The sequence below is a fragment of the Tundrisphaera macrotermitis genome, assembly GCF_051175315.1.
Taxonomy (GTDB): domain Bacteria; phylum Planctomycetota; class Planctomycetia; order Isosphaerales; family Isosphaeraceae; genus Tundrisphaera.
The window spans coordinates 2,704,750-2,724,343 of the sequence record NZ_CP195100.1 but is presented as its reverse complement, the minus strand read 5'-3'; the positions used below and the strand labels follow the sequence as shown (position 1 = coordinate 2,724,343).

Below are 19,594 nucleotides of genomic sequence, written 5' to 3'. Positions count from 1 at the left end.
GGAGATGTCCTGAATCGAAGGTGAGGCGGGGCCCGGGTCGGGGCCTCCGCGGGACGGCCACGAGCCCCCATCATCCGGGGGCTCGGGGCAGAACGCAAGCCGGGGCGCGGGGCAGATCGCCCGGCGGCCGGGCCGGGAGGGGGGATCGTGGCAGGTCGAGGCATCTCGTTCGATTCGTTCACGCCGGGGGCGTTGCGGGCCTCCCGCCGCGCCGAGGCACGGGCCCGATCCCGCGACGGGGCCGAGGTCGGGGCAGCCGACCTGGCCGCCGCGCTGGCCGACGAGGGGGAAGGCCGCGCCGTGGCCCTCCTGATCGAGTTCGGGCTGTCGCCCGCGCGGGTGGCCGAGGCCCTGGGCCTCCGCGCCGCCGATGCCCCCTCGCCCGGCGAGGATGGACCGGACTTCGAGGACGACGCCCCCGCCCTGCCCTGGTCGAGCGACTGCCGGGCCGCCATCGGCGAGGCGACGGCGCGGGCCCGCGCCCTGACCCGGGGCCAGTCGATCGGCACCGAGCACCTGCTGGTCGGCCTGCTGGCCATGGACGGGTCGGTCTCCGCCGCCCTGGACGCCGCCGGCCTCCGGGTCGCCGACCTGCTGGCCCGGCAGGAGGAGATCGAGGCCGACCAGGGGGCGCCGATCCCGGTCGGCCCGGAAGTCGCCCCCCTGGAGCTGGTCGAGCCGGGCCAGGAGATCGACCTGGCCCGGATCCTCGACGCCTCGGCCAACCGCGCCCGCGAAGGGCTCCGCGTGATCGAGGACTTCGCCCGGTTCGCGCTCGACGACCCGATGCTGACCCGGAGGCTCAAGGAGGTCCGCCACCGGTTCGCCACCGCGATGGACGGCCTCGACCCGGCGCTCCTGCTGGCCTCGCGCGACACCCGGGGCGACGTCGGCACCCACATCATGACCGCCTCGGAGCAGGCCCGCGAGAGCCCCCGCGCCGTCCTGATCGCCAACTTCAAGAGGACCGCCGAGGCGCTCCGCTCGCTGGAGGAATACAGCAAGCTGGTCGACGTCTGGGTCTCCGGCCGGTTCGAGGTCCTCCGCTACGACGTCTACACCCTGGAGAAGCTGGTGCTGAACGCCGCCGCGTCCCGCCGGGGGATCGGCGACGCCCGGCTGATGGTGCTGGTGGGCGGCCTGCCCACCCTGGGCGACCTGACCTGGATCGTCGGCGAGGCCCTGGCCGGCGGGGCCGACGTGATCCAGCTCCGCGAGAAGGGGCTGCCCGACCGCGAGCTGCTGAGCCGGGCCCGCGAGGTCCGGATCCTCACGGCCCAGGCCCGCGCCCGGTTCATCCTCAACGATCGCCCCGACCTGGCCCGCCTGGCCGGCGCCGACGGGGTCCACCTCGGGCAGGAGGACGTCACGGTCCGCGACGCCCGGCGGATCGTCGGCCCGGGGAGCCTGATCGGGGTCTCCACCCACGAGCCCGCCCAGGTCGAGGCGGCGGTGCTGGATACCGCCGGCTACCTGGGCGTGGGGCCGGTCTTCGCCAGCACGACCAAGGGGTTCGATGACCTGGCCGGGCTCGGGTTCGTGGCCCGGGCCGCCGAGATCACGTCGCTGCCCTGGTTCGCCATCGGCGGGATCACCGAGGAGAACCTGGACGAGGTGCTGGAGGCCGGGGCCCGCCGGATCGCCGTGTCCGCCGCCGTGGTCCGCGCCGAGTTCCCCCGCCGGGCGGCCGCCGCCCTCAAGGCCCGGCTCGACGCCGCGAGTTGATCAGGCCCGGGGCCGGAACTGACGGGCGCCGACCAGGACGGCCCCGAAGATCCCGCACAGGACGATGCTGGACGGTTCCGGCACGGCCCCGGCCTCGACGATGGGCCGGGCCAGGACCGCCGAGGTGACGGCGAAGGCGGTGTCCGGGTTGGTGGTGACCAGCCAGTCGTTGGCCCGGGTGCCCAGGGTCAACTGATAGGCCAGGTGCCCCTTCTCGCCGAGCGGGTTGGTCGCCCAGGTCAGGAGCGTATCCCCGCGGGGCACGGCGGCCAGCCAGTAGTCCTGGCCCGCCATCAAGGTCGGGGTGAGCACGGACTTCGCCGTGACCAGCGAGGTCGCGGCCGTCATGGCACCGGCCAGCCGGATCGTTTCCAGGATCTTGCCCGGCCCCCCGTCGAGGTCGGCCATCAGGAGGATGTCGACCGCATTGGCCCCGCCCAGATGCCCGAGGGCCAGCTGGGCCGAACGGAACGCGGAGGCCCCCGGGCCCCCCTGGGTGAACCGGACCGCGAGGCTGAGCCCGACGCCCCCCTGGGCCTCCGTGCCCGACAGGGTGTACCCGCCGAATTCGCTGAAGCCCTTGCCAGACCCGAGGTTGGCCGCGCTCACGAAGTCGCCCCGGGTCGTGCCGGCGGAGAACGCCAACACGACGCAGGCGATGATCAAGGGGAGCAGAAGCTGGGGCCGCAACACGATGAACACGGGGAAGAGTCCTTCCGGCACGGGTGATTGATTCGTCCCTCCGATCTTTGAGGTATCTAGGATGAATTTTTCTGACCGTCCGGGATGTGGCCAAAAAACGACGCGATCCGGTCACTCGGCCCGACGCGGACGGCCCCGCTTCTTCGGTGCCGCGGCCTTCACCTTCGCCTTCGCGCCGGCGGTCCCGGCCACGGCGATGGGGTCCTTGGTGATGATGATGCCCTGGGCCGTGAGTTTGGCCCGATCGGCCGAGGACAGCTTGGCGGAGGCCAGGCCCACCAGGGTGTCGCCCAGCTTCTCGGCGTTCCGCCCCAGCGCCGCGACCACCCGCGCCACGGTCTCGGGGTCGGGGCAGCGGACCACCGTCATCGGCCGGACGTTGACCCGGCGGGTCCAGTCGGCCCACTCCCGGACCTCGCTCAGGACGTTGGCCGGCACGGCCACGCTGGCGTGGCGGTTGAGCCGGGCGACGATCTCCGCGCCCTTCATCCCCTGCGCGACGGCCCGGATCACCGACTCGCGGGTCAGCTTGAAGATCATCGCCCCCTGGCCGGCCTGCCCCTGGGCCCGGTCGCAGAACGGGGCCAGCTCGACGGCCGGGGCGGGGTCGAGCCCGATCACCACGATGCTGAAGTCGGGCTGGACGATCACCTTGCCGTCGGCCTTCCCCGCCTTCTCGGCCTTGTACTTCCGCCCGAAGTAGCCGTCCAACCTCGGCAGGCGGGCCACGCACAGCAGTCCCTCGTCGTCGATGGCCACGGCCAGGGCGTCGCACAGGACCAGCCGCCGGAGGAGGAAGGAGGAGAGCAGGACCTGGCCGGCGTTCTCGATCCGGTCCTCGATCTGGGGGATGCGGGCGTCGTTGACCAGGATCGTCAGGTCGCTCGGATCCTTCCGGCCCAGCACCAGCGGGTTGTGCTCGCGGAACGTCAGGTGGGCCAGCACGCTCTCCAGGGTCACATATCGGCCGACCGGCAGGGCGGTCAACGATCGGGAGAGCGACTCGCGGAGGGCCTGGCGATCCGTCGCCTTGAGGTCGTAGGAATACGAGGGGTAACGGCTGACCCGGGAGGTGGCCACCATGGCCCGGATGCCGAGGAACAGGGCATCGCCCGAGGTCTCGTCCTCATAGTAATAGTAGGAGTCGCGCCGGTTCGGCACGGCGCGGAGGAACTCGTAGATCGCGGCGTACTGGGCCTCCAGGTCGGCGGCCAGCCAGTCCCGGCCCTTCGCGGAGAGGAGCAGTCGCGTCCGGTCTTCCTCGTTGTCCTTCTCGACGAACTTCAACGCCTCGGCCCAGTCGTGGGCCTGGCCCAGCCTCGCGGGCGGGTCCAGCCGTGAGGCCGCGACGAGCCAGTCCGGCCAGGCGGGGAACGCCTCCAGGAACCGGGGCTCCTCCTTGGAGAACAGCTCTCCATCCTGGCGGAGCCGGGGGGGCTGGCCGACCAGTTCCAGCAGGAACACGCGGAGGTCGTTGGCGAGCAGGCCGGAGGGCGGCCCCAGGCCCCGGGGCTTCTCGACGGCGACCAGCGGCGGCCGGCTCCGGGGCTTCCTGGCCGCCTCGATCCGCTCGCGGACCACCGGCAGCAGGCCGACCACGATGTCGAACGACTCGGGATCGAGGTCCTCGAAGGCGGCCACCCGATCGATCATCCCCGCCAGGGCCGCCTCGACGGCGGCCGCCGGCCCGGGGACCTTGCGGGGCAGGTCGGCCAGGCGGATCGGGCCGGGGGCCTTGATCAGGGCCTGGACCAGGGGTTGGGCCAGGGGCAGTTCCGTGGCCTCGGCGGCCCACTCCGGCCAGCGGGCCGAGGCGACATACCGCTCGATGGCCGCATCCAGGCGGCACGGGTCATCGACCTTCGCCCGGGCCAGGACGCGGGCGATCGACAGCTCGCCGTTGCTCTGGAAGACGTAGCGGCAATACTGGGCGAGCATGGCCCGGTCGTCGGGGCCGAGCAGGTGGTAGCGGTGGATGGTCCGGATCCGGACGGTGAAATCATTCAGGTGCGTCGGCACGTAGGCCTTGGGGCCTTTCTTGCCGGCGGCCTTCTCGACCTCCGCGAATCCGGCCTCGACCAGTTCGGCGAGGATCGCCGGGCTGATCTGTTCGGCGGGGGTGCCGACCCGATTGATCGATCCGGCACGGCTCGGCCCCTTGGTGTGCTCCAGGAATCCCCGCCGGGCGCCGGGCGTCAGGCGGTGCCACTTCTCGTCCCAGAGGATCGCCTCGGCCCGATTCCAGACCTTGATCTGGCCCGGGCCGGTCCCCGGGGCACTCCCGCCGTATCCGCCGTCACTCATGCGAGCGTCCCCGCGAAGGTCAGCCCTTGCCCCCGGCCTTCGGCCTGGCGGCGGACGCCGGGCGATGCTCGCGGAGCGCCGCGAGGGCCGCCTCCATGTCGGCGGGCAGCGGCGACCGGAACGCGAGCGGCTCGCCGGTCAGCGGGTGGGTCAGGGACAGGGCGTGGGCGTGCAACGCCTGGCGTTCCAGCAGGACGCGGTCGGCGTCCGGGGCATCGGGTCCGATCAGGTCGCCGAGCACCAGGCGGTCTCGCCCCAAGTATGCCTTATCGGCCAGGATCGGGTGGCCAATGTGGGCCAGGTGGACCCGGATCTGGTGGGTCCGGCCGGTGCGGGGGTGGCAGCGGACCAGGGCATAGCCGTCGAACCGCTCGACCACCTCGTAGAAGGTCGACGCCTCCTTGCCCCCGTCGGTGAGCGGGCGGATGGCCTGCTTCTCGCGCTGGACCGGGTGCTGGCCGATCGGCTTCTCGATGTAGTCGCTGTCGCGCGACGGGGCCCCCGAGACCAGGGCCAGGTATTCCTTGCGGATCGACCGGGCCTCGAACTGGCGGGCCAGGTCGCGGTGGGCCTTGTCGTCCTTGGCCACGATCAGGAGGCCCGACGTGTCGCGATCGAGGCGGTGGACGATCCCGGGGCGGTGCTCGCCCCCCACGGAGGAGAGGCTGTCGAAGTGGAACTGGAGGGCGTTGATCATCGTCCCGCTCCAGTTGCCCCGGCCCGGGTGGGTGACCAGCCCGGCCGGCTTCTCGACGACGGTGAACGCGGCGTCCTCGTAGACGATCGTGATCGGGATGTCCTCGGGGTCCGAGGAGACCGTGGACAGTTCGGGCAGCCAGAGCCGGACGACGTCCGCCTCGCGGACCCGGTAGGACGCCTTGGCCGGCTGGCCGTTGATCAGCACGGCGCCGGCGTCGATCACCTTCTGGATCACGCTCCGGGAATAATCCTGGTAGCGGCTGGCGAGGTAGGCGTCGAGCCGCTTGCCCACCATCCGGGCCTTGACGACGAACTCGGTGGGCTCGGTCGACAGTTCGGGTGGCATGGCGGGATGGCGACCGGAGGGGGTAGGTACGGGGCGGGAGGGGCTAAAACGCCGCGACGCCGGGTGGAAGCCCGGCGTCGCGGCGGCACGTGCGGATTCGGGTCACTTGGGCGGCGGGGCGAGGAACGGGTCGTTGGGCAGTTCCGCCTTGCCCTTGGGGTCGTTGGGCAGTTCCGCCTTGCCCTGGGGCTCGGCCGGGGCCGTCTCGGGGGCCGGGGCGGGCGTCGGAGTGGGCGAGACGGGCGGCGGGTCGATGTCGGCCGGCCCGGCCCCCTTGAGGTCGGGCAGGAACGACTTGGTCGGGTCCAGGGCGGGCGGGGTGCCCAGCCCGGGGTTCATCCCGGGGATCAGCGGGGGCGGCACCGCGCCATCGGCGGGTGCCGGGGTGGCGGGCGGCTTGTAGGCGTAGAGTTCCTTGTAGAACTGGACGGCCTCCGGGTCTTCCAGGGCCTTGGCCATGGCCTCGGACCGCTTGGCCTCGGTGGTCCCGGGATAGGTCGAGGCGACCAGGCGATACTGCTTGATCGCCTCGGGCAGCTCGTTGCGGGCTTCCAGGGTCCGGGCGATCCCGTAGGCGGCGATCGGGGCCTGCGGCGACTTCGCGTCCGCCGCGGAGGCGACCTGGCGGTACAGGTCGAGTGCCTTCTTGAGCCGGGGGCCGGCCAGGTCGCGCTGGGCCGGGTTGGACAGGGCATCGAAGCCCGAGTCATATTCGAGGTTGGCGGCGTGGAGCCGGGCGTTCAGGGCGAGCGTGGTGTCCGGGTGGGCGTCGGCCACCTTGAGGCTATCCTCGGCGGTCCGGGCGGTCATCAGCTCGACCCAGGCCTGGGGGTCGACGGTCCGGCTGGCGGCCAGGCCGCTGGCCAGGGTCGCCAGCGCGGCCACGGCCAGCGCCGCCCCGCCCAGGAAGATCCAGAACACGGGCCCCTTCTCCAGCCCGCGGCGCAGCCAGCGGGCCAGCGCCGTCGAGTCATCCTCCTCGGCGTGGTGGATGACCACCGGCTCGGGGTGTTCCAGTTCGTGGACCGGGACGGGGCGCGGCTCGTCTTTCATCGTTCGCGAGTCTTTCCGGGCCCGCCGCGCTCATCGCGCCGACGGAAGATCCTGTGAAGTGAGCACGTCCAAACCAAACCGGCATCTTACCGGCCGCCGCGGCGGATCGTCAATCGCGGCGCGAGGGCCGGCGCCGAGGGCGCGTCCCGGCTCAATAATCGTCGTCGCTGATGGCCTCGCCCCCGTCCATCGACGCCAGGGCGTGGAGGACCTCTTTCCTGGTCTGGTCCTTGAGGAACCGCACCGAGCCGTCGACCATGAGGACGTTGACCCCGCCGGGATGCTGGGAGCTGGTCCCGTCGATGAAATCGCCGACATTTTTGGGGTAGCCGGGGCCATGGAGGTAGCAGCCGATCCGGCGGGAATTGGGGGGATTGCTCACGTCGATCCGGGCCGATTGGGGATTGAGCTCGTAGCCCAGCGTCTTGTAATTCAGCCGATACTGCGGGTCATCGCAGGCCGCCCAGGGGCTGGGCTGCAAATCCTTGTCGTAGGGCGCGAGGGTGGCCAGCCCGACCTGACCCACCCCGTCGCCGGCCAAACGCTCGGTGAACATCGCCGTGTGGCTGGTCCCATCGGTCACGTCGGCGTAGCTGACCGCGGAGTCGAGATAGAATGGGCCGTTCGGCCGGACATAGAGCGTGAGGTCGGGTTTTTCGCCATCATCGACCCAGGGCCCGTTTCCCATGTTGGCCCGATAGTTCAGGCGCTTCTTCGAGTCCGGGTCCGAAGGGCAGATGAAGGCCGAGAGCATCACCCGGCGGACCGTCCGATTGGCGTCGCCTCCCGCGGTGCACGGCATGGTGTTGTCGAAGGCGATGTCGAAATTCACCGCATCGAAGAACGCCTTCTGCTCGAGGTAGGGCAGGATGGCGACCTGCGGCACCATCGTCCTCAGCGACTGGGCGTGGCTGCCGTCGCAGTTGTCGTAATAGCCGCCCGGCTGGAAGCAGCCGTGGGCCCCGTGGTAGTTGGCCTCGGCCAGGCCGATCTGCTTCAGGTTGTTGATGCACTGGGTCCGCCGCGCCGACTCCCGGGCCGACTGGACGGCCGGCAACAATAGGGCGACCAGGACACCGATGATGGCGATGACGACCAGCAGCTCGATCAGCGTGAATCCTCGCGGGCGACGGGACATGATCGCCTCCGGGCGAAATCATGAATGCGTGGTTGGGGGGAACGCGGTGGCATCCTAGCAGAGCGGCCCGTGGAATCCAGAGATCTGTGATCGGAAAATCTTACCACCGTTGCATCCGTCCCCCTCATCGGGGTGCCATCACCGACCCGATCGACCCTCAACCGAGCGAGGCCCGCGTGCAATTCGTCAAGGAAACCCGGATCGCCGCCCCACCCGACCGCGTCTTCGCCTTCCACGAGAGCCCCGGCGCCCTCCAACGGCTGACCCCGCCCTGGGAGAAGGTCGAGGTCGAGTCGGGCGGCGATTCGATCCGGGTCGGCAGCCGGGTGGTCCTGGTGACCAAGCTCGGGCCGATCCCGCTCCGCTGGGTGGCCGAGCACACCGAGTACGCCCCGCCGCACCTGTTCGCCGACATCCAGGTCTCCGGCCCGTTCGCCCGGTGGCACCATCGCCACGAGTTCCTCGACGACGGCCGGGGCGGGACGATCCTCCGCGACGCGGTCGACTATGAGCTGCCCCTGGGCGCCCTGGGCCGCCTGCTGGGCGGGGGGATGGTCCGCCGCAAGCTCCGCCGGATGTTCGACTATCGCCACGACGCCACGCGCCGGATCGTCGAGGCGGGCGACTGCCCGCGGGCCTGAGCCGGATGGCCAACCCCCATCGGGAGTTCCGAGTCAGGGTCGGGGTTGCGGAATCTCGGGAGACGTTTAACATGCCGCCACTCGCCGAACCTCTTAAGGAAATAGGACCGCCACCAGCGAACCCATTCTGAACCCGCCGAACTCTCCCGAGTCCATCCCGAAAGGACGACGCATGGATGCGCCCGTGACTTCCCGGCAAGCCCGGATCTTGCACCGCATCTTGGTACGGGAGGTGGCGGCTGCCCCCGTCGCGCCGGTGCAGCCGGTGGTCACCTGGGCCCTCCAGTCGCTCTGGTTGGGCCTGATGAGCGGCTGGGCCGAATGCGGCGTGATCCTGGGCCACAAGCTCCTGGTCGGGACCATCACGAGAGGGACCGTTCGGCTCAATCGCTACTTCCTACCGCTGGGGCTGCTGGCCCATCTGGCGATCTTCGCCGCCGGGATGGGATTGGCCACGCTGCTCGCGAATCGATGGACGCGGTCGTGGTGGCGTGACTCGCTCGTGACCTGGATGGGCTTCTTCCTCGCCCTCAGTTCCCCGCTGCTGGCGATCGAGGAATTGCACTGGCTGAGCGGCCTGATCCTCGCCGCCGCGCTCTCGCTGAAGCTCGCCCCGTGGTGGATTCGCCATCGCGGGGCGGTCCTCCGCCGGACCCTGCTCCCGCTGGGGATCACCTCGGCGTTGCTCGGGTGTTGCGGCTTCGCCCTCGTCCATTCGTCCGAGCAGCGGGCCCTGGCCGGATTGCCCCCGGCGCGGCCAGAGGCACCGAACGTCGTCCTGATCGTCCTCGACACGGTGAGGGCCGATCATCTCAGCCTCTACGGCTATCATCGCCGCACGACGCCCCACCTGGATGCGTTGGCGAAGCATGCGATCATCTTCGATTTCGCCCGCTCGGCGGCCCCCTGGACGCTGCCGTCACACGCGACGATGTTCACGGGACGATGGCCCAATGAGCTGTCGGTCGATTACGACCGTCCCCTGGATGGCACCCATCCGACGCTCGCCGAGTATCTGGGGGGCCACGGCTACCTCGCCGGGGGGTTCGTCGGCAATACCTTCTATTGTAACTCCTGGTTCGGCGTCGCCCGCGGGTTCGCCCACTACGAAGATACGCATGAAAACCAGGCAATATCAACGCAGGAGACCCTGCGGAGTGCGGCGCTCACCCGCCTGATGATGCCCCTGGCCGTCCGGTGGGGACTCTGGCCGACGACCGCAGACTTCCCCCCCCGCAAGACGGCCGAAGAGGTCAACCGCAACGCCTTGGCGTGGCTCGACGGGCGGGCGGGCCAGGATCGGCCCTTCTTCCTGTTCCTCAACTACATCGACGTCCACGGCCCGTATCTCCTCCCCGAGTCCTTCCCCCGCGAGTACTCGCGGGCGAATCGCAAGGAACTGGTCGAGGCGAGCTCCCGGGCCAGGGATGAGAGATTGCCGATCGACGAGCGATTCGAGGCGCTCGACCGCATCGGCGTGGATGCTTACGACGACTGCATTCGCTACGTCGATGAGCAGATCGACCGCCTCCTGACCGAGCTCGATCGGCGCGGCAAGGGGCGAAACACCTGGGTCATCGTGACCGCCGACCATGGCGAACACTTCGGCGAGCACGGCATTTACCGCCATGGCAACAGCCTCTTGCGACCCCTGGTCGATGTCCCGTTGCTGATCGTGCCGCCCCGGGGCGACGGCCTTTCGGGGCGGGTGACGACCCCGGTCAGCATTCGCGACCTGCCCGCGACGGTCGCCGACATGCTCGGGCTCGGCTCGGCGTCGCCGTTCCCGGGCCAGTCGCTCCGGCATCACTGGGATGACACGCTTTCGGCATCGGGGCCGATCGAAGCTCCTCGCTCCGAACTCAAGCTGCCCGCCGGCACGGCCAACCTTCACACCCTCCCGATCGAGGATCGCCACCGCACGGCGTTCGTCGAAGACGGTCGGATCTACCATCGGGACCCGCTGGGTTCGGAGGCCCTTTACGACGTCTCCGATCGGGAGGAAGGCCACGACCTGCTCGCCGATCCCGCCGAAGCCCCCGCGCTGGAGCATTTCCGGGACCTGGGGCGGGAGATCCGCGACGCGAGGCGATGAGCCGCGGCGAGGGACGCCGTCGGGAAGCACGAGGACCTCGCCCGACCAAGGCGTGATCGCGATCTGGGATTGCACGATTCCGGCCGACCGCCAAGAATTGCGCGACTCGCGCGTGCGCCGCTTCGCGGCGGCTTCCGCGCGGGCCGAGAGGCGAGGGCGTCCAGGCATGATGCCGGGCGGCCCGCCCCGGATGCACCACGGACGTTCCTACCGGCAAGGAGGCGAGCTCCCATGACGCGATGGTTCATCGACCGGTCCCCGCAGAGCGGCATCCCTTCGGTCAGCCTGCGGCGACTCCTGCCCGACGCCCAGTTCGTCGGGTGCCGAGACTGGGAGGTGTCCGGCTGCACGGCCGACACCCGGCATCTCGACCCCGGGCAGGTCTTCGTGGCGGTCCGGGGCGACCAGCAAGACGGCCACGCCTATGTCGGCCGGGCCCTGCTCCACGGCGCGGCGGGCGTGGTGGTGGAACGCCCCTGTCCCGAGGCCGGGCGGCTCCAGGTGGTCGTGCCCGACAGCCGCACGGCCCACGGCCGGATCTGCCACGCCCTAGCCGGCGACCCCTCCGCCCGGCTCCGCGCCGTCGGCGTGGCCGGCCGTCGCGGCAAGGCGGCCGCCGCGGCGTTCCTCCGCTCGATCGGCGAGGCCCACGGCGAGACGGTCGGCCAGGTCGCCCGCTCGGGGTGGTCCGACGGGGCCGCGAATCACCCGATAGGGCCGGACGGGATGGCCCCGCACGCCGTGGCCCGGATGCTCGCCACCATGGTCGATCGCGGCTGCGATGGCGCCGTGCTGGAGATGGACGACGCGGCCCTGGAACGCCGCGAGTTCGCCGGCCTCGACCTCGACGCGGCGATCGTGACCCGGCTGGGCGACCGCCATCCCGCCGGCCCCGGGGCGATCGCCGATCGGCGCCGCGCCGCGGCCCGCCTGTTCCGCCGGGTCACGGCGGGCGGCACCACGGTGATCGACGTCGACGACCCGGACGCCGACCCGCTGGGGGCCGTGAACCTGGACGCCCGCCGGGTCACCTTCGGCCTGGAACGCCGCGCCGACGTCCGCGGGATCATCGAGCGGTTCGACCCGTCCGGCACCCGGTTCCGCCTGCTGGGCTTCGATCGCGAGGCGACGGTGACGCTCCGCCTGGCCGGCGAGGACCACGTCCGCCACGCCCTGGCGGCCGCCGCCGTGGCCTGGGCACGCGGGCTGCCGCTCCGGGCCGTCGTCGATGGCCTGGAGGCGGTGGACCGGATCCCCGGCCGGCTCGAACCGGTCCGCGCGGCCCGGGAATGGGGCCTCGACGTCCGTGTGGACCAGGCCCGCACCGCCCCCGACCTGGCCCGATCGCTCGGCGCCCTCCGCGACGCCGGGGCGGGCCGGATCATCTGCGTCGTCGGGGCCGAAGGGCACGGCGATCGCGACGGCCGGCTGGCCCTGGCCCGCGTCGCCGAGGCGGGCGCCGACCGCGTGGTCCTGACCTCCGACAACCCGCGCGGCGAGGATCCCGACCGGATCTTCGACGACCTGCTCGCCGGCTTCCGCCGCCCGTCCCGCGCCCGCGTCGAGCCGGATCGCCGCCAAGCGATCGGCCTGGCCCTGGACGACGCCCGCCCCGGCGACGCCGTGCTGATCGCCGGCAAGGGCCGCCACGCCCACCAGGTGCTCGCCGATCGCGTGGTCCCGTTCGACGACGCCGAGGTCGCCGCGCGGCACCTGGCCCAGCATCGCCACGCCCCGCGGGCCGCCTCCGCCTGAGGTCGGCCCGGAGGTTTCGCCGGGCAGAACGACATCGGCCGCCCGACCTCGATAGGTCGGGCGGCCGATGTTTCGTTGCGCCGTCTCGGGATCTTGCCTCAGCGCCCCCGGCGTCCGGCCTGGGCGTCGGCCGGAAGCGTGAGGATCTGGCCCGGGGCCAGGTCGGAGGCATCCTTGAGGATCGAGCGGTTGAGGATGAGGATCTCGCGGTCGCGGCGGCTATCCCCCAGGGTGTCGCGGGCGATGCTCCGCAGGGTCTCGTACGGGCGGACCTTGTAGGTCGGGCGGGCCGGGGGCTCGTCGGGGTTCTCGACCTCGCGGCCGCGGCGGCGGACCGGGGGGAAGCTCGGTGCGGCGACCACGGGCGCGGCGGCCTCGGCCTCCTCGGAGTTCGACGTCCGGCTGACGTTGGGCAGGTCGGCCTTGTCGACCACGCGGGCCGGGGGCGGGGGATCGACCAGCGAGCGGTCGAGCGTCTCGGGCGGCGGGACGCGGATCACCGTGCCGACATACAACTCGCGGATGTCGGGCACTTCCCCGGCGTTGGCCTTCCAGAGGGCACGATAGTAGCGACCCGTGCCGTAGTAGTCGCGGGAGATCGTCCAGAAGTTCTCCCGGGACCGGACCCGGTGGAGCCGGGGCTCGATCTGGTCGCGGGCGGCGATGTCCTCGCGCGGTCGGGGCCCCTCGGCGATCGATCCGGCCGCCGCCCCGACGCCCTCCGCGGGCGACGCGGGATCGGGCCCTTCCCGGAGCGGGCTGCTGACGACCACCCGCCTGGCGCCTCCCTTGATGATCACCCAACCATCGCCCAGGGGCGCCGACGGGTTCCCGGGGGCCGCCGGGGCCGGATCGGACGCGGCGGACGGGTTCTCCGGGACCGATTCCAGGGGAGGCGTCCGTTGCGCCGGGACCGGGGCGAACGAAGGAGGCTCGGTGGGCGCGACCGCCGGTTCGGGCTCGGCCGGCTTCCGCACCGGCTCGGACGCGGGCTCGGGCTCGGGCTCGGCCGGCTTCGGGGCCGGATCGGGCTCCAAGGCGGGCGCGGGCATGCTGGAAGGTTCGACCGCATTGGGCTCGGCGGGCAGATCCGTCAAGGTCGGCGGCGTCGCCGGGGCGGGATCGGGCATCGGCGGCGTCGCCGGGGCGGGATCGGGATCGAGCATCGGCTGCGGCGATGGGCCGGGTTCGGGCATCGGCGGCGTCGCCGGGGTCGTCTCGGGCAAGGGGGGCATCGACGAGTTGGTATCGAGCGTGGGCAGGGCGGCCATCGCGTCGGCCGGGGGCGGGGTAGCGGCCGGCTCGGCGGGCTTGATTTCGGGGGTCGCGGCGGGGACGGGGTCCGGGGCCGCGTTGGCCAGCGTCTCGGGGGGGGGCGCCGTGGCTGGATCGATCGGGGCCGGCGCGGCCTCCGGAGGGGCGGGGGCGGGGGTCGCCGCGGGCTCCGGGGCGTCGTTGGCGGCCAGGATCGGGGCGGCCGGGGGGACCTCGGCCGGGGCGGGCGGGGTCGCCGGATCGATCGGGGCCGGGGCGGCGGAGGGTAGTGGCGACTCACCGGCGCCGATGTTGTGGGCGATCGCCGCGTCGGCCGCGGGCGGGGCTTCGCGATGGAGGTCGGCCACGCCGGCCTCGGGCTTCTCCTCGGGATCGTCCTTGCCGGTCCCCTTCGATTCGGGCTTCGACGCCTCCCCCTTGCCGGCAACCGCTAGCTTGCCCTCATCGGAGGCCGGCCCCTCGGTCTTCGGCGGGTTCGGGATGGCCATGGGGGCCGGGGCGCGGCCCTTGTTGTTGACCCAGACCGTGACCAGGATCAGGAACGAGAGCGCCGCCGCGATCCCGACCCGGGCCTCGCGGGTGAGCGGCAGGCCCGGGAACCGGCGCCGAGCGGGCTCGGCATCCTCCGGCCCGACCTCGTCCGCATCGTCCGGCGCGGCATCATCGTCCGGCGCGAGATCCTCGTCCGTCTCGACCCGCGCGCGGCGGAAGCTGGGGATCCGGAACGGGAAGGCCCGGCGTCGGGGCGCGGGCTCGCCATCCTCTTCCTCGACGGCGTCGCCGTCGAAGGCGTCGGGCTCGGTGAGGACCTCGACCACGCCTTCCTCGGCCTCGGCGGAGTCGTCGCGTCGGGCGCGGAAACGCGGCATCTTGAACCGGAAGCCGACCCGGCGCGGGCGGGCCTCCGGCGCGGCGTCATCGTCGCCATCCGCGCCGTCGCCATCGCCATCCGGGCCGAGGTCGTCGGCCGGGTACGGATCGGGCGCGGCGTGGTCGGGGTGCGCGAAGCCGGGCTCGGGCCCGACCGCGGGGCTCAGGGGGCGTTCTTCGCCCCGGAGGTCTGCGGGTTCGGGGACCCATTCTTGTCCGGACATCGCTGGGCGACCCTCAGTTTCGCGCTTCGTGCACGGGGGTTGATGGCCAGTTCTTCTTCGGACGCCATCACGGGCTTGCGGGTCAAGACGTCCAGCTCCGCGTTGTCGCGGAACGCGTGCTTGACGCGGCGGTCTTCCAGCGAGTGGAAGCTGATGATCGCCGCCCTCCCGCCGGGCTTGAGCAGGTCGGGCAGCATGGCGAGCAGGTCGTCGAGCTGGTCCAGCTCGCCGTTGACGGCGATCCGGAGCGCCTGGAAGGTCCGGGTCGCGGGGTCGATCGCCCCCCACTTGCCGGGCACGCCCCGGCGCACCACCTCGGCGAGCCGGGCCGTGGTGGTGATCGGCTCGACGCGGCGGGCCTCGATGATCCGGCGGGCGATCTTCCGGCTGTGCCGCTCCTCGCCATACTGGAAGATGATGTCGGCCAGCTCGTCGGCGTCCAGGTCGTTGACCAGGTCGGCGGCGGTGGTCTTGCCCCGGGGGTCGAACCGCATGTCCAGCGGCCCGTCGACCGCGAAGCTGAAGCCGCGATGCTCCCAGGCGAGCTGGTCCGACGACAGGCCGAGGTCCAGGAGGATCCCGTCGACCTGGTCGATCTCCAGGTCGTCCAGCACCGTGCCGATGTGGGCGTAGCCGGTCCGCACCAGGGTCACCGGCTTCCCCTCGACGGCCCGCGCCGCGAGTTCGAGCATCTCGGGGTCGCGGTCCAGGGCGATCACCAGGCCGGATTCCCCGACCCGGTCGGCCAGCGCGGCGGAATGCCCCCCGGCGCCCGCCGTGCCGTCGACGATCACGCTGCCCTCGGCCGGCGCGAGCCAGTGCACGACCTCGTCGAGGAGGACCGAGCGGTGGACCGGGGGCGGGATCGGTGGTTCGGAAGACACGGTCGGCTCGTTCTGAGAGAGAGGCAGAGGGGGTTGGCGACCCCAACGGGCCATCGGGCCGGATCGGGACGGTCGGGCGGAATCTACCCATCCCGCCGATCCTGTCAAGGTCGGACGCGGCCGCGCCGCACGTCCCCATCCTATCGGAAATCCATCGGGCCGGCCGCGGAGCCCGCTTGAATCGGCCGCCCCGACGGGCCAGGATCGGTGGATCCCGAGCATCGGTCCCCCGGCCTACGGACGCGAGGAGTTCCGCCGATGATCGACCCATCCCCGCGCCCGGAAGGCCCGAGGCTCGTCCATCCCTCCACGATCGCGGTGGCCCTCGTGGCATTCGCCGGGGGCCTGCTGGTCGGGGGCCTGCCCCGCCTGGCGAACTGGGGACCGCCCGTTGTGGCCGTGGCGATCGCCATGATCCTGACGATCGGGACGGTGGCCCGGCGGGCCGGGCGGTCCCGCTGCCCCGCCTGCGGACAGTCCCCCGGCCGGTTCGCCCCCCGGCCCGATCCGTGGAGCGGCCCGCCCGACCTCGATGATGGCGACATCCTGTCCCCAACCCACGCCGAGCTGGTCAAGCACAAGCGGATCCGCTCCCCCGGGTCGCCCAACGGCCCCGGCCTGATGCCGTGAGGCGCCGCGGCCCGGCCGGTTGCGCGGGGCGGATCGGCACTGATCTTGCCAGGCCCGGGCGGATCGGTAAAATCGATACAACGATGAAGGTCCTCTCCTCGGTTGGCCTCACGCGATCCGCGTGACTTGGCCGGTCCGGCCCACACGATCCGTGTGGTGTGGTAAACTGCATAAGAACGGTGGCCTCGGGGCGCGGGACGTCCGCGTCGTCGGCAGGCCGATTGCACCAAGCTGAGGTCGGGCGAGCCCCCGCAGGATGGGGGTTCCGGGCGCAACTCACGGAGGATAGGTCATGGCCGCACATCACTGGGGGCAGGCAGTTCGATACGGTTTGCCGGGGGTCGCGGTGGGGTTGGCCCTGGCGTGGTTGGGCGGCGGGTTCGGGCCGACGGCCCGGGCCCAGGGGCCGGCCGGGCCGGGCGGGGATGCCAACGGGACGATCGCGTTCGCCTCTCCCACGGTCTCCCCTTCGGGGTTGCCGTCGCAGATGCTCTACCTGATCGACACCAAGGCCCAGTCATTCGCCGTGTATCGCGTCGATCCGCAGAACCCGAAGGGGACCGGGGCCGTCAAGCTCGAAGCCTCCCGCCAGTATCGCTGGGACCTGAAGCTCTCGGAATATAACAATTCGCCGCCCGAGGTATCCGCCGTCGAATCGATGGTGACGCCCAAGACCAGGTGAGGGCCGGTCCTGGGCGTGCTCGGCGTCGCGGTCACTCCGCCCGGCCCCGCTTGTGAATCGAACCGAACGGCCGACCGGCCGATCTCGATCGCCAGGAGCACGTCGATGGCTCAGTTCTACACCCTGGAAGAGGCCGCCCGCGTCCTGGGCATGGGGCCCGAGGACCTGAAGGCCAAGGCGCAACAGCGCGAGGTCCGCGCCTTCATGGACAGCGGATCGTGGCGATTCCGCGTCGCCGATATCGACGAGCTGGCCCGGCGGCGCGGGCTGGGCAGCGACCCCGAGCTGTCGCTGTCCGACCTCGACCTGGCCGTGCCCGACGGCAGCGGCAGCGGCGAGATCGACCTGTCCGAGTTCCAGCTCGGCACGGCCCCGGCCGACCTGGGCGGCCGGACCTCCGACATGGCGGTCGGCCAGTCGGGCTCCGACGACGACCACGACCTCCAGTTCGACGACCTGTCGCTGCCCCCCGGGCCGCTGAGCAACTCCAGCTCGACGATCATCGGGATGAAGTCCGGCGGCAAGCAGCCCAGCGACTCCGACGTCCGGCTGGTGCCCGACAAGCCGTTCAAGGATGCCAGCGACTCCGACGTCCGGATCATGCCGCTGGGCCAGCCGGGCCGGCCCGGCGACTCCGACGTCACGCTGATCACCGAGGACGCCTCGATCCACAACTTCAACGCCCTGAGCGGGTCGTCCGACTCCGTCCCCAAGGCCGGCGGGCCGATCGGCTCGTCCGACGAGGTCAGCTCGCTCGACGCGGAGTCGGGAAGCGACTTCGAGCTGATGCCGTCCACCGACATCGCCGCGGCGCTCCAGCCCGAATCGGGCAGCGACTTCGAGCTGACGGCGCTGGACGCCAGCGACGAGTTCGAGGCCACGCCGATGGCCAGCCCCAACGACTCCGACGTGACCGCCGCCCTGCCGGGCATGTCCGGGCTCAACCTGGCCCGGCCCAGCGACTCGGGCATCAACCTCCAGGCCGTCGGCGGCTTCGACCTGTCGCAGGCCGACTCGATCGAGCTGGCCCCGCTGGATGACGACGACGAGCCGGCCCGGCCCGCCCCCAAGGCGGCCACCCCGCCGAGCAAGCCCAAGGCCCCGTCCACCTCGGTCCAGCCCTCCGACCCCGGCGCAACCGCCATGGGCGCGGTGGACAAGGACATCTTCGAGGACACCGACTTCAGCCTCGAAGTCGACGACCTCGACGGCGATCGCGACGACCGCACCGTCCAGCTGGAACGCGGCAGCGACTTCGACCTGGACGAGTCCGACTCGGCCTCCGAGGTCTTCGCCCTCGACGAGGACGACGTCGACCTCAACGCCGCGACCGCCATGGCCCCGGCGGTCCTGGACGAAGGGGATTCGGAGTTCGACGACGAGGCCCCCTCGGGCGAGATCAGCAGCGCCTGGGATGTCGAGGGCGACGGGGCCGCCGGCGCGGCCGCCGTGGCCGATGTCGGCGTCAGCAGCCCCCGACTGGTGGCCGCCGGCCCCCAGGCCGAGTGGGGAGGCATCTGGGTCGGCCTGCTGGCCGCCACCTCGGCGCTCCTGCTGGTCTCCACGTTCATCTCGCTGGACCTGATCCGCAACCTCTACGAGTTCCGCGGCGAAGGGCCCGCCGCCGGGCTGATCAAGTCGATCTCCGGCCTGTTCGGCTGATCTGTGCAGGCCGGCCGGGCCCCCGAGATGGCCCGGCCGGCTCCCCGACCGCCCGCCCCGGGATGGGGCGGGCCCGCGCGGCACCGCCGCCCCGAAAGGATTCGGATCGCCATGGCCGCCCCGCCCGCCCGGAGTCTGATCGCGGCCTCGCTGGCCTGGGCCCTGCTCCTGCCCGGTTGCGCCTGGGCCCCCAAGTCGCGGGTCGAGGAGGCCCACAAGCTGGTGCAGGCCATCCGGGCCGAGAATGCCCAGATGAAGGACACGACGATCACGCTCCGGGCCCAGAATCAGGAGCTGGCGCAACGGGCCGTCGACGATGCCCGCGCCCTCCGGGCCCTGGAAGTCGCCAACGAGGAGTTCGAGCGGAGCATCCGGGGCTACCAGGAGGACCGCGAGAAGATGCGGTCCGCGTTCCGCGAGGTCGAGCGGATGGCCCGGGGCGATTCCCGGTCGGGGCGGGCCGAGGCTCCGGGTGCCGATTCGGGCGGATTCCACGACCTGGCCCGGGCCCTGCCCGGCGCGTCGTTCGACGATGCCACGGGCACGCTGACCGTCCCCGCCGAGGCCCTGTTCCCCCCCGGCGGCAGCCGTCCCACCGCCGAGGGGGAGGGATGGATCGACGGGCTGGCCGCCGAGGTGGCCTCGGCCCGCCCCGAGCGGGTCATCCTCCACCTGGCCGGGTCGGCCGCCGATGCCCCGGTGCGTCGGGCCGGCCTGTCCGGCGACGATCCGGGGAAGGGCGTGGCCGAGAAACGGGCCCGCTTCCTCCGCGACGCCGTCGCCAACCGTTCGCCGATCGAGGCGGACCGGGTCGAGGTCTCGATCCTGACCCCTCCTTGACTCCCCTCCGACGGCGGCCCCATAATCGACGCTGAGTCGTGACGATGGGCGTCGTGGCACCTGGACCCG

General features: G+C 72.0%; 15 protein-coding genes. 8 read left to right on the top strand and 7 right to left on the bottom strand.

Translation table 11 applies throughout. The annotated features are described in order from the left end of the window. The first annotated feature begins 147 nt into the window (after positions 1-147). Complete coding sequence (locus TA3x_RS10950; protein ID WP_435021110.1) at positions 148-1,725, top strand: thiamine phosphate synthase; 1,578 nt, start codon at positions 148-150, stop codon at positions 1,723-1,725. Here the strand turns inward: TA3x_RS10950 and TA3x_RS10945 are convergent, their stop codons facing one another. The 5 genes from TA3x_RS10945 to TA3x_RS10925 form a co-directional block, all read right to left on the bottom strand. Then, positions 1,726-2,427, bottom strand: a complete 702-nt coding sequence (locus tag TA3x_RS10945; RefSeq protein ID WP_435021108.1) for a hypothetical protein — start codon at positions 2,425-2,427, stop codon at positions 1,726-1,728. A gap of 111 nt (positions 2,428-2,538) precedes the next feature. Next, the gene (locus TA3x_RS10940) at positions 2,539-4,731 is read right to left on the bottom strand and encodes a helicase-associated domain-containing protein (protein ID WP_435021106.1); all 2,193 of its coding nucleotides are present in this window, start codon (positions 4,729-4,731) and stop codon (positions 2,539-2,541) included. 19 nt (positions 4,732-4,750) lie between these two features. After that, entirely contained in the window at positions 4,751-5,776 is a 1,026-nt protein-coding gene (locus TA3x_RS10935) for an RluA family pseudouridine synthase (RefSeq protein ID WP_435021104.1), read from the bottom strand. A gap of 102 nt (positions 5,777-5,878) precedes the next feature. Beyond that, the gene (locus tag TA3x_RS10930) at positions 5,879-6,829 is read right to left on the bottom strand and encodes a tetratricopeptide repeat protein (protein WP_435021102.1); all 951 of its coding nucleotides are present in this window, start codon (positions 6,827-6,829) and stop codon (positions 5,879-5,881) included. A 151-nt stretch (positions 6,830-6,980) separates the two neighbouring features. Then, a complete protein-coding gene (locus tag TA3x_RS10925) occupies positions 6,981-7,967 on the bottom strand; it encodes a DUF1559 domain-containing protein (protein WP_435021100.1) in 987 nt (328 codons plus the stop codon). A 176-nt stretch (positions 7,968-8,143) separates the two neighbouring features. On the opposite strand from TA3x_RS10925, the gene TA3x_RS10920 reads away from it, so the two are divergent. The 3 genes from TA3x_RS10920 to TA3x_RS10910 all read left to right on the top strand — a co-directional run bounded on the left by TA3x_RS10920 (position 8,144) and on the right by TA3x_RS10910 (position 12,458). Then, on the top strand, positions 8,144-8,608 hold the full coding sequence (locus TA3x_RS10920) for an SRPBCC family protein (RefSeq protein WP_435021098.1): 465 nt from the start codon (positions 8,144-8,146) through the stop codon (positions 8,606-8,608). 232 nt (positions 8,609-8,840) lie between these two features. Beyond that, positions 8,841-10,703 carry a sulfatase gene (locus tag TA3x_RS10915; RefSeq protein ID WP_435021096.1) on the top strand — a complete coding sequence of 621 codons (1,863 nt, stop codon included), beginning with the start codon at positions 8,841-8,843 and terminating at the stop codon, positions 10,701-10,703. A gap of 231 nt (positions 10,704-10,934) precedes the next feature. Continuing rightward, positions 10,935-12,458 (top strand): Mur ligase family protein, encoded by a 1,524-nt coding sequence (locus TA3x_RS10910; RefSeq protein WP_435021094.1) that lies wholly within the window; start codon positions 10,935-10,937, stop codon positions 12,456-12,458. A 98-nt stretch (positions 12,459-12,556) separates the two neighbouring features. On the opposite strand, the gene TA3x_RS10905 is transcribed toward TA3x_RS10910, so the two are convergent. Both TA3x_RS10905 and rsmH read right to left on the bottom strand, forming a co-directional pair. Next, the gene (locus TA3x_RS10905; protein WP_435021092.1) at positions 12,557-14,827 is read right to left on the bottom strand and encodes a LysM peptidoglycan-binding domain-containing protein; all 2,271 of its coding nucleotides are present in this window, start codon (positions 14,825-14,827) and stop codon (positions 12,557-12,559) included. Beyond that, complete coding sequence (gene rsmH / locus TA3x_RS10900) at positions 14,767-15,711, bottom strand: 16S rRNA (cytosine(1402)-N(4))-methyltransferase RsmH (RefSeq protein ID WP_435021090.1); 945 nt, start codon at positions 15,709-15,711, stop codon at positions 14,767-14,769. The genes TA3x_RS10905 and rsmH overlap by 61 nt, the downstream gene beginning before the upstream one ends. 258 nt (positions 15,712-15,969) lie before the next feature. On the opposite strand from rsmH, the gene TA3x_RS10895 reads away from it, so the two are divergent. The 4 genes from TA3x_RS10895 (at position 15,970) to TA3x_RS10880 (ending at position 19,525) form a co-directional block, all read left to right on the top strand. After that, the gene (locus tag TA3x_RS10895; RefSeq protein ID WP_435021088.1) at positions 15,970-16,341 is read left to right on the top strand and encodes a hypothetical protein; all 372 of its coding nucleotides are present in this window, start codon (positions 15,970-15,972) and stop codon (positions 16,339-16,341) included. A gap of 292 nt (positions 16,342-16,633) precedes the next feature. Next, complete coding sequence (locus TA3x_RS10890) at positions 16,634-17,023, top strand: hypothetical protein (protein WP_435021086.1); 390 nt, start codon at positions 16,634-16,636, stop codon at positions 17,021-17,023. A gap of 105 nt (positions 17,024-17,128) precedes the next feature. Then, positions 17,129-18,685 carry a helix-turn-helix domain-containing protein gene (locus tag TA3x_RS10885; RefSeq protein ID WP_435021084.1) on the top strand — a complete coding sequence of 519 codons (1,557 nt, stop codon included), beginning with the start codon at positions 17,129-17,131 and terminating at the stop codon, positions 18,683-18,685. A 111-nt stretch (positions 18,686-18,796) separates the two neighbouring features. After that, positions 18,797-19,525, top strand: a complete 729-nt coding sequence (locus TA3x_RS10880) for a hypothetical protein (protein ID WP_435021082.1) — start codon at positions 18,797-18,799, stop codon at positions 19,523-19,525. The last annotated feature ends 69 nt before the right edge of the window (positions 19,526-19,594 follow it).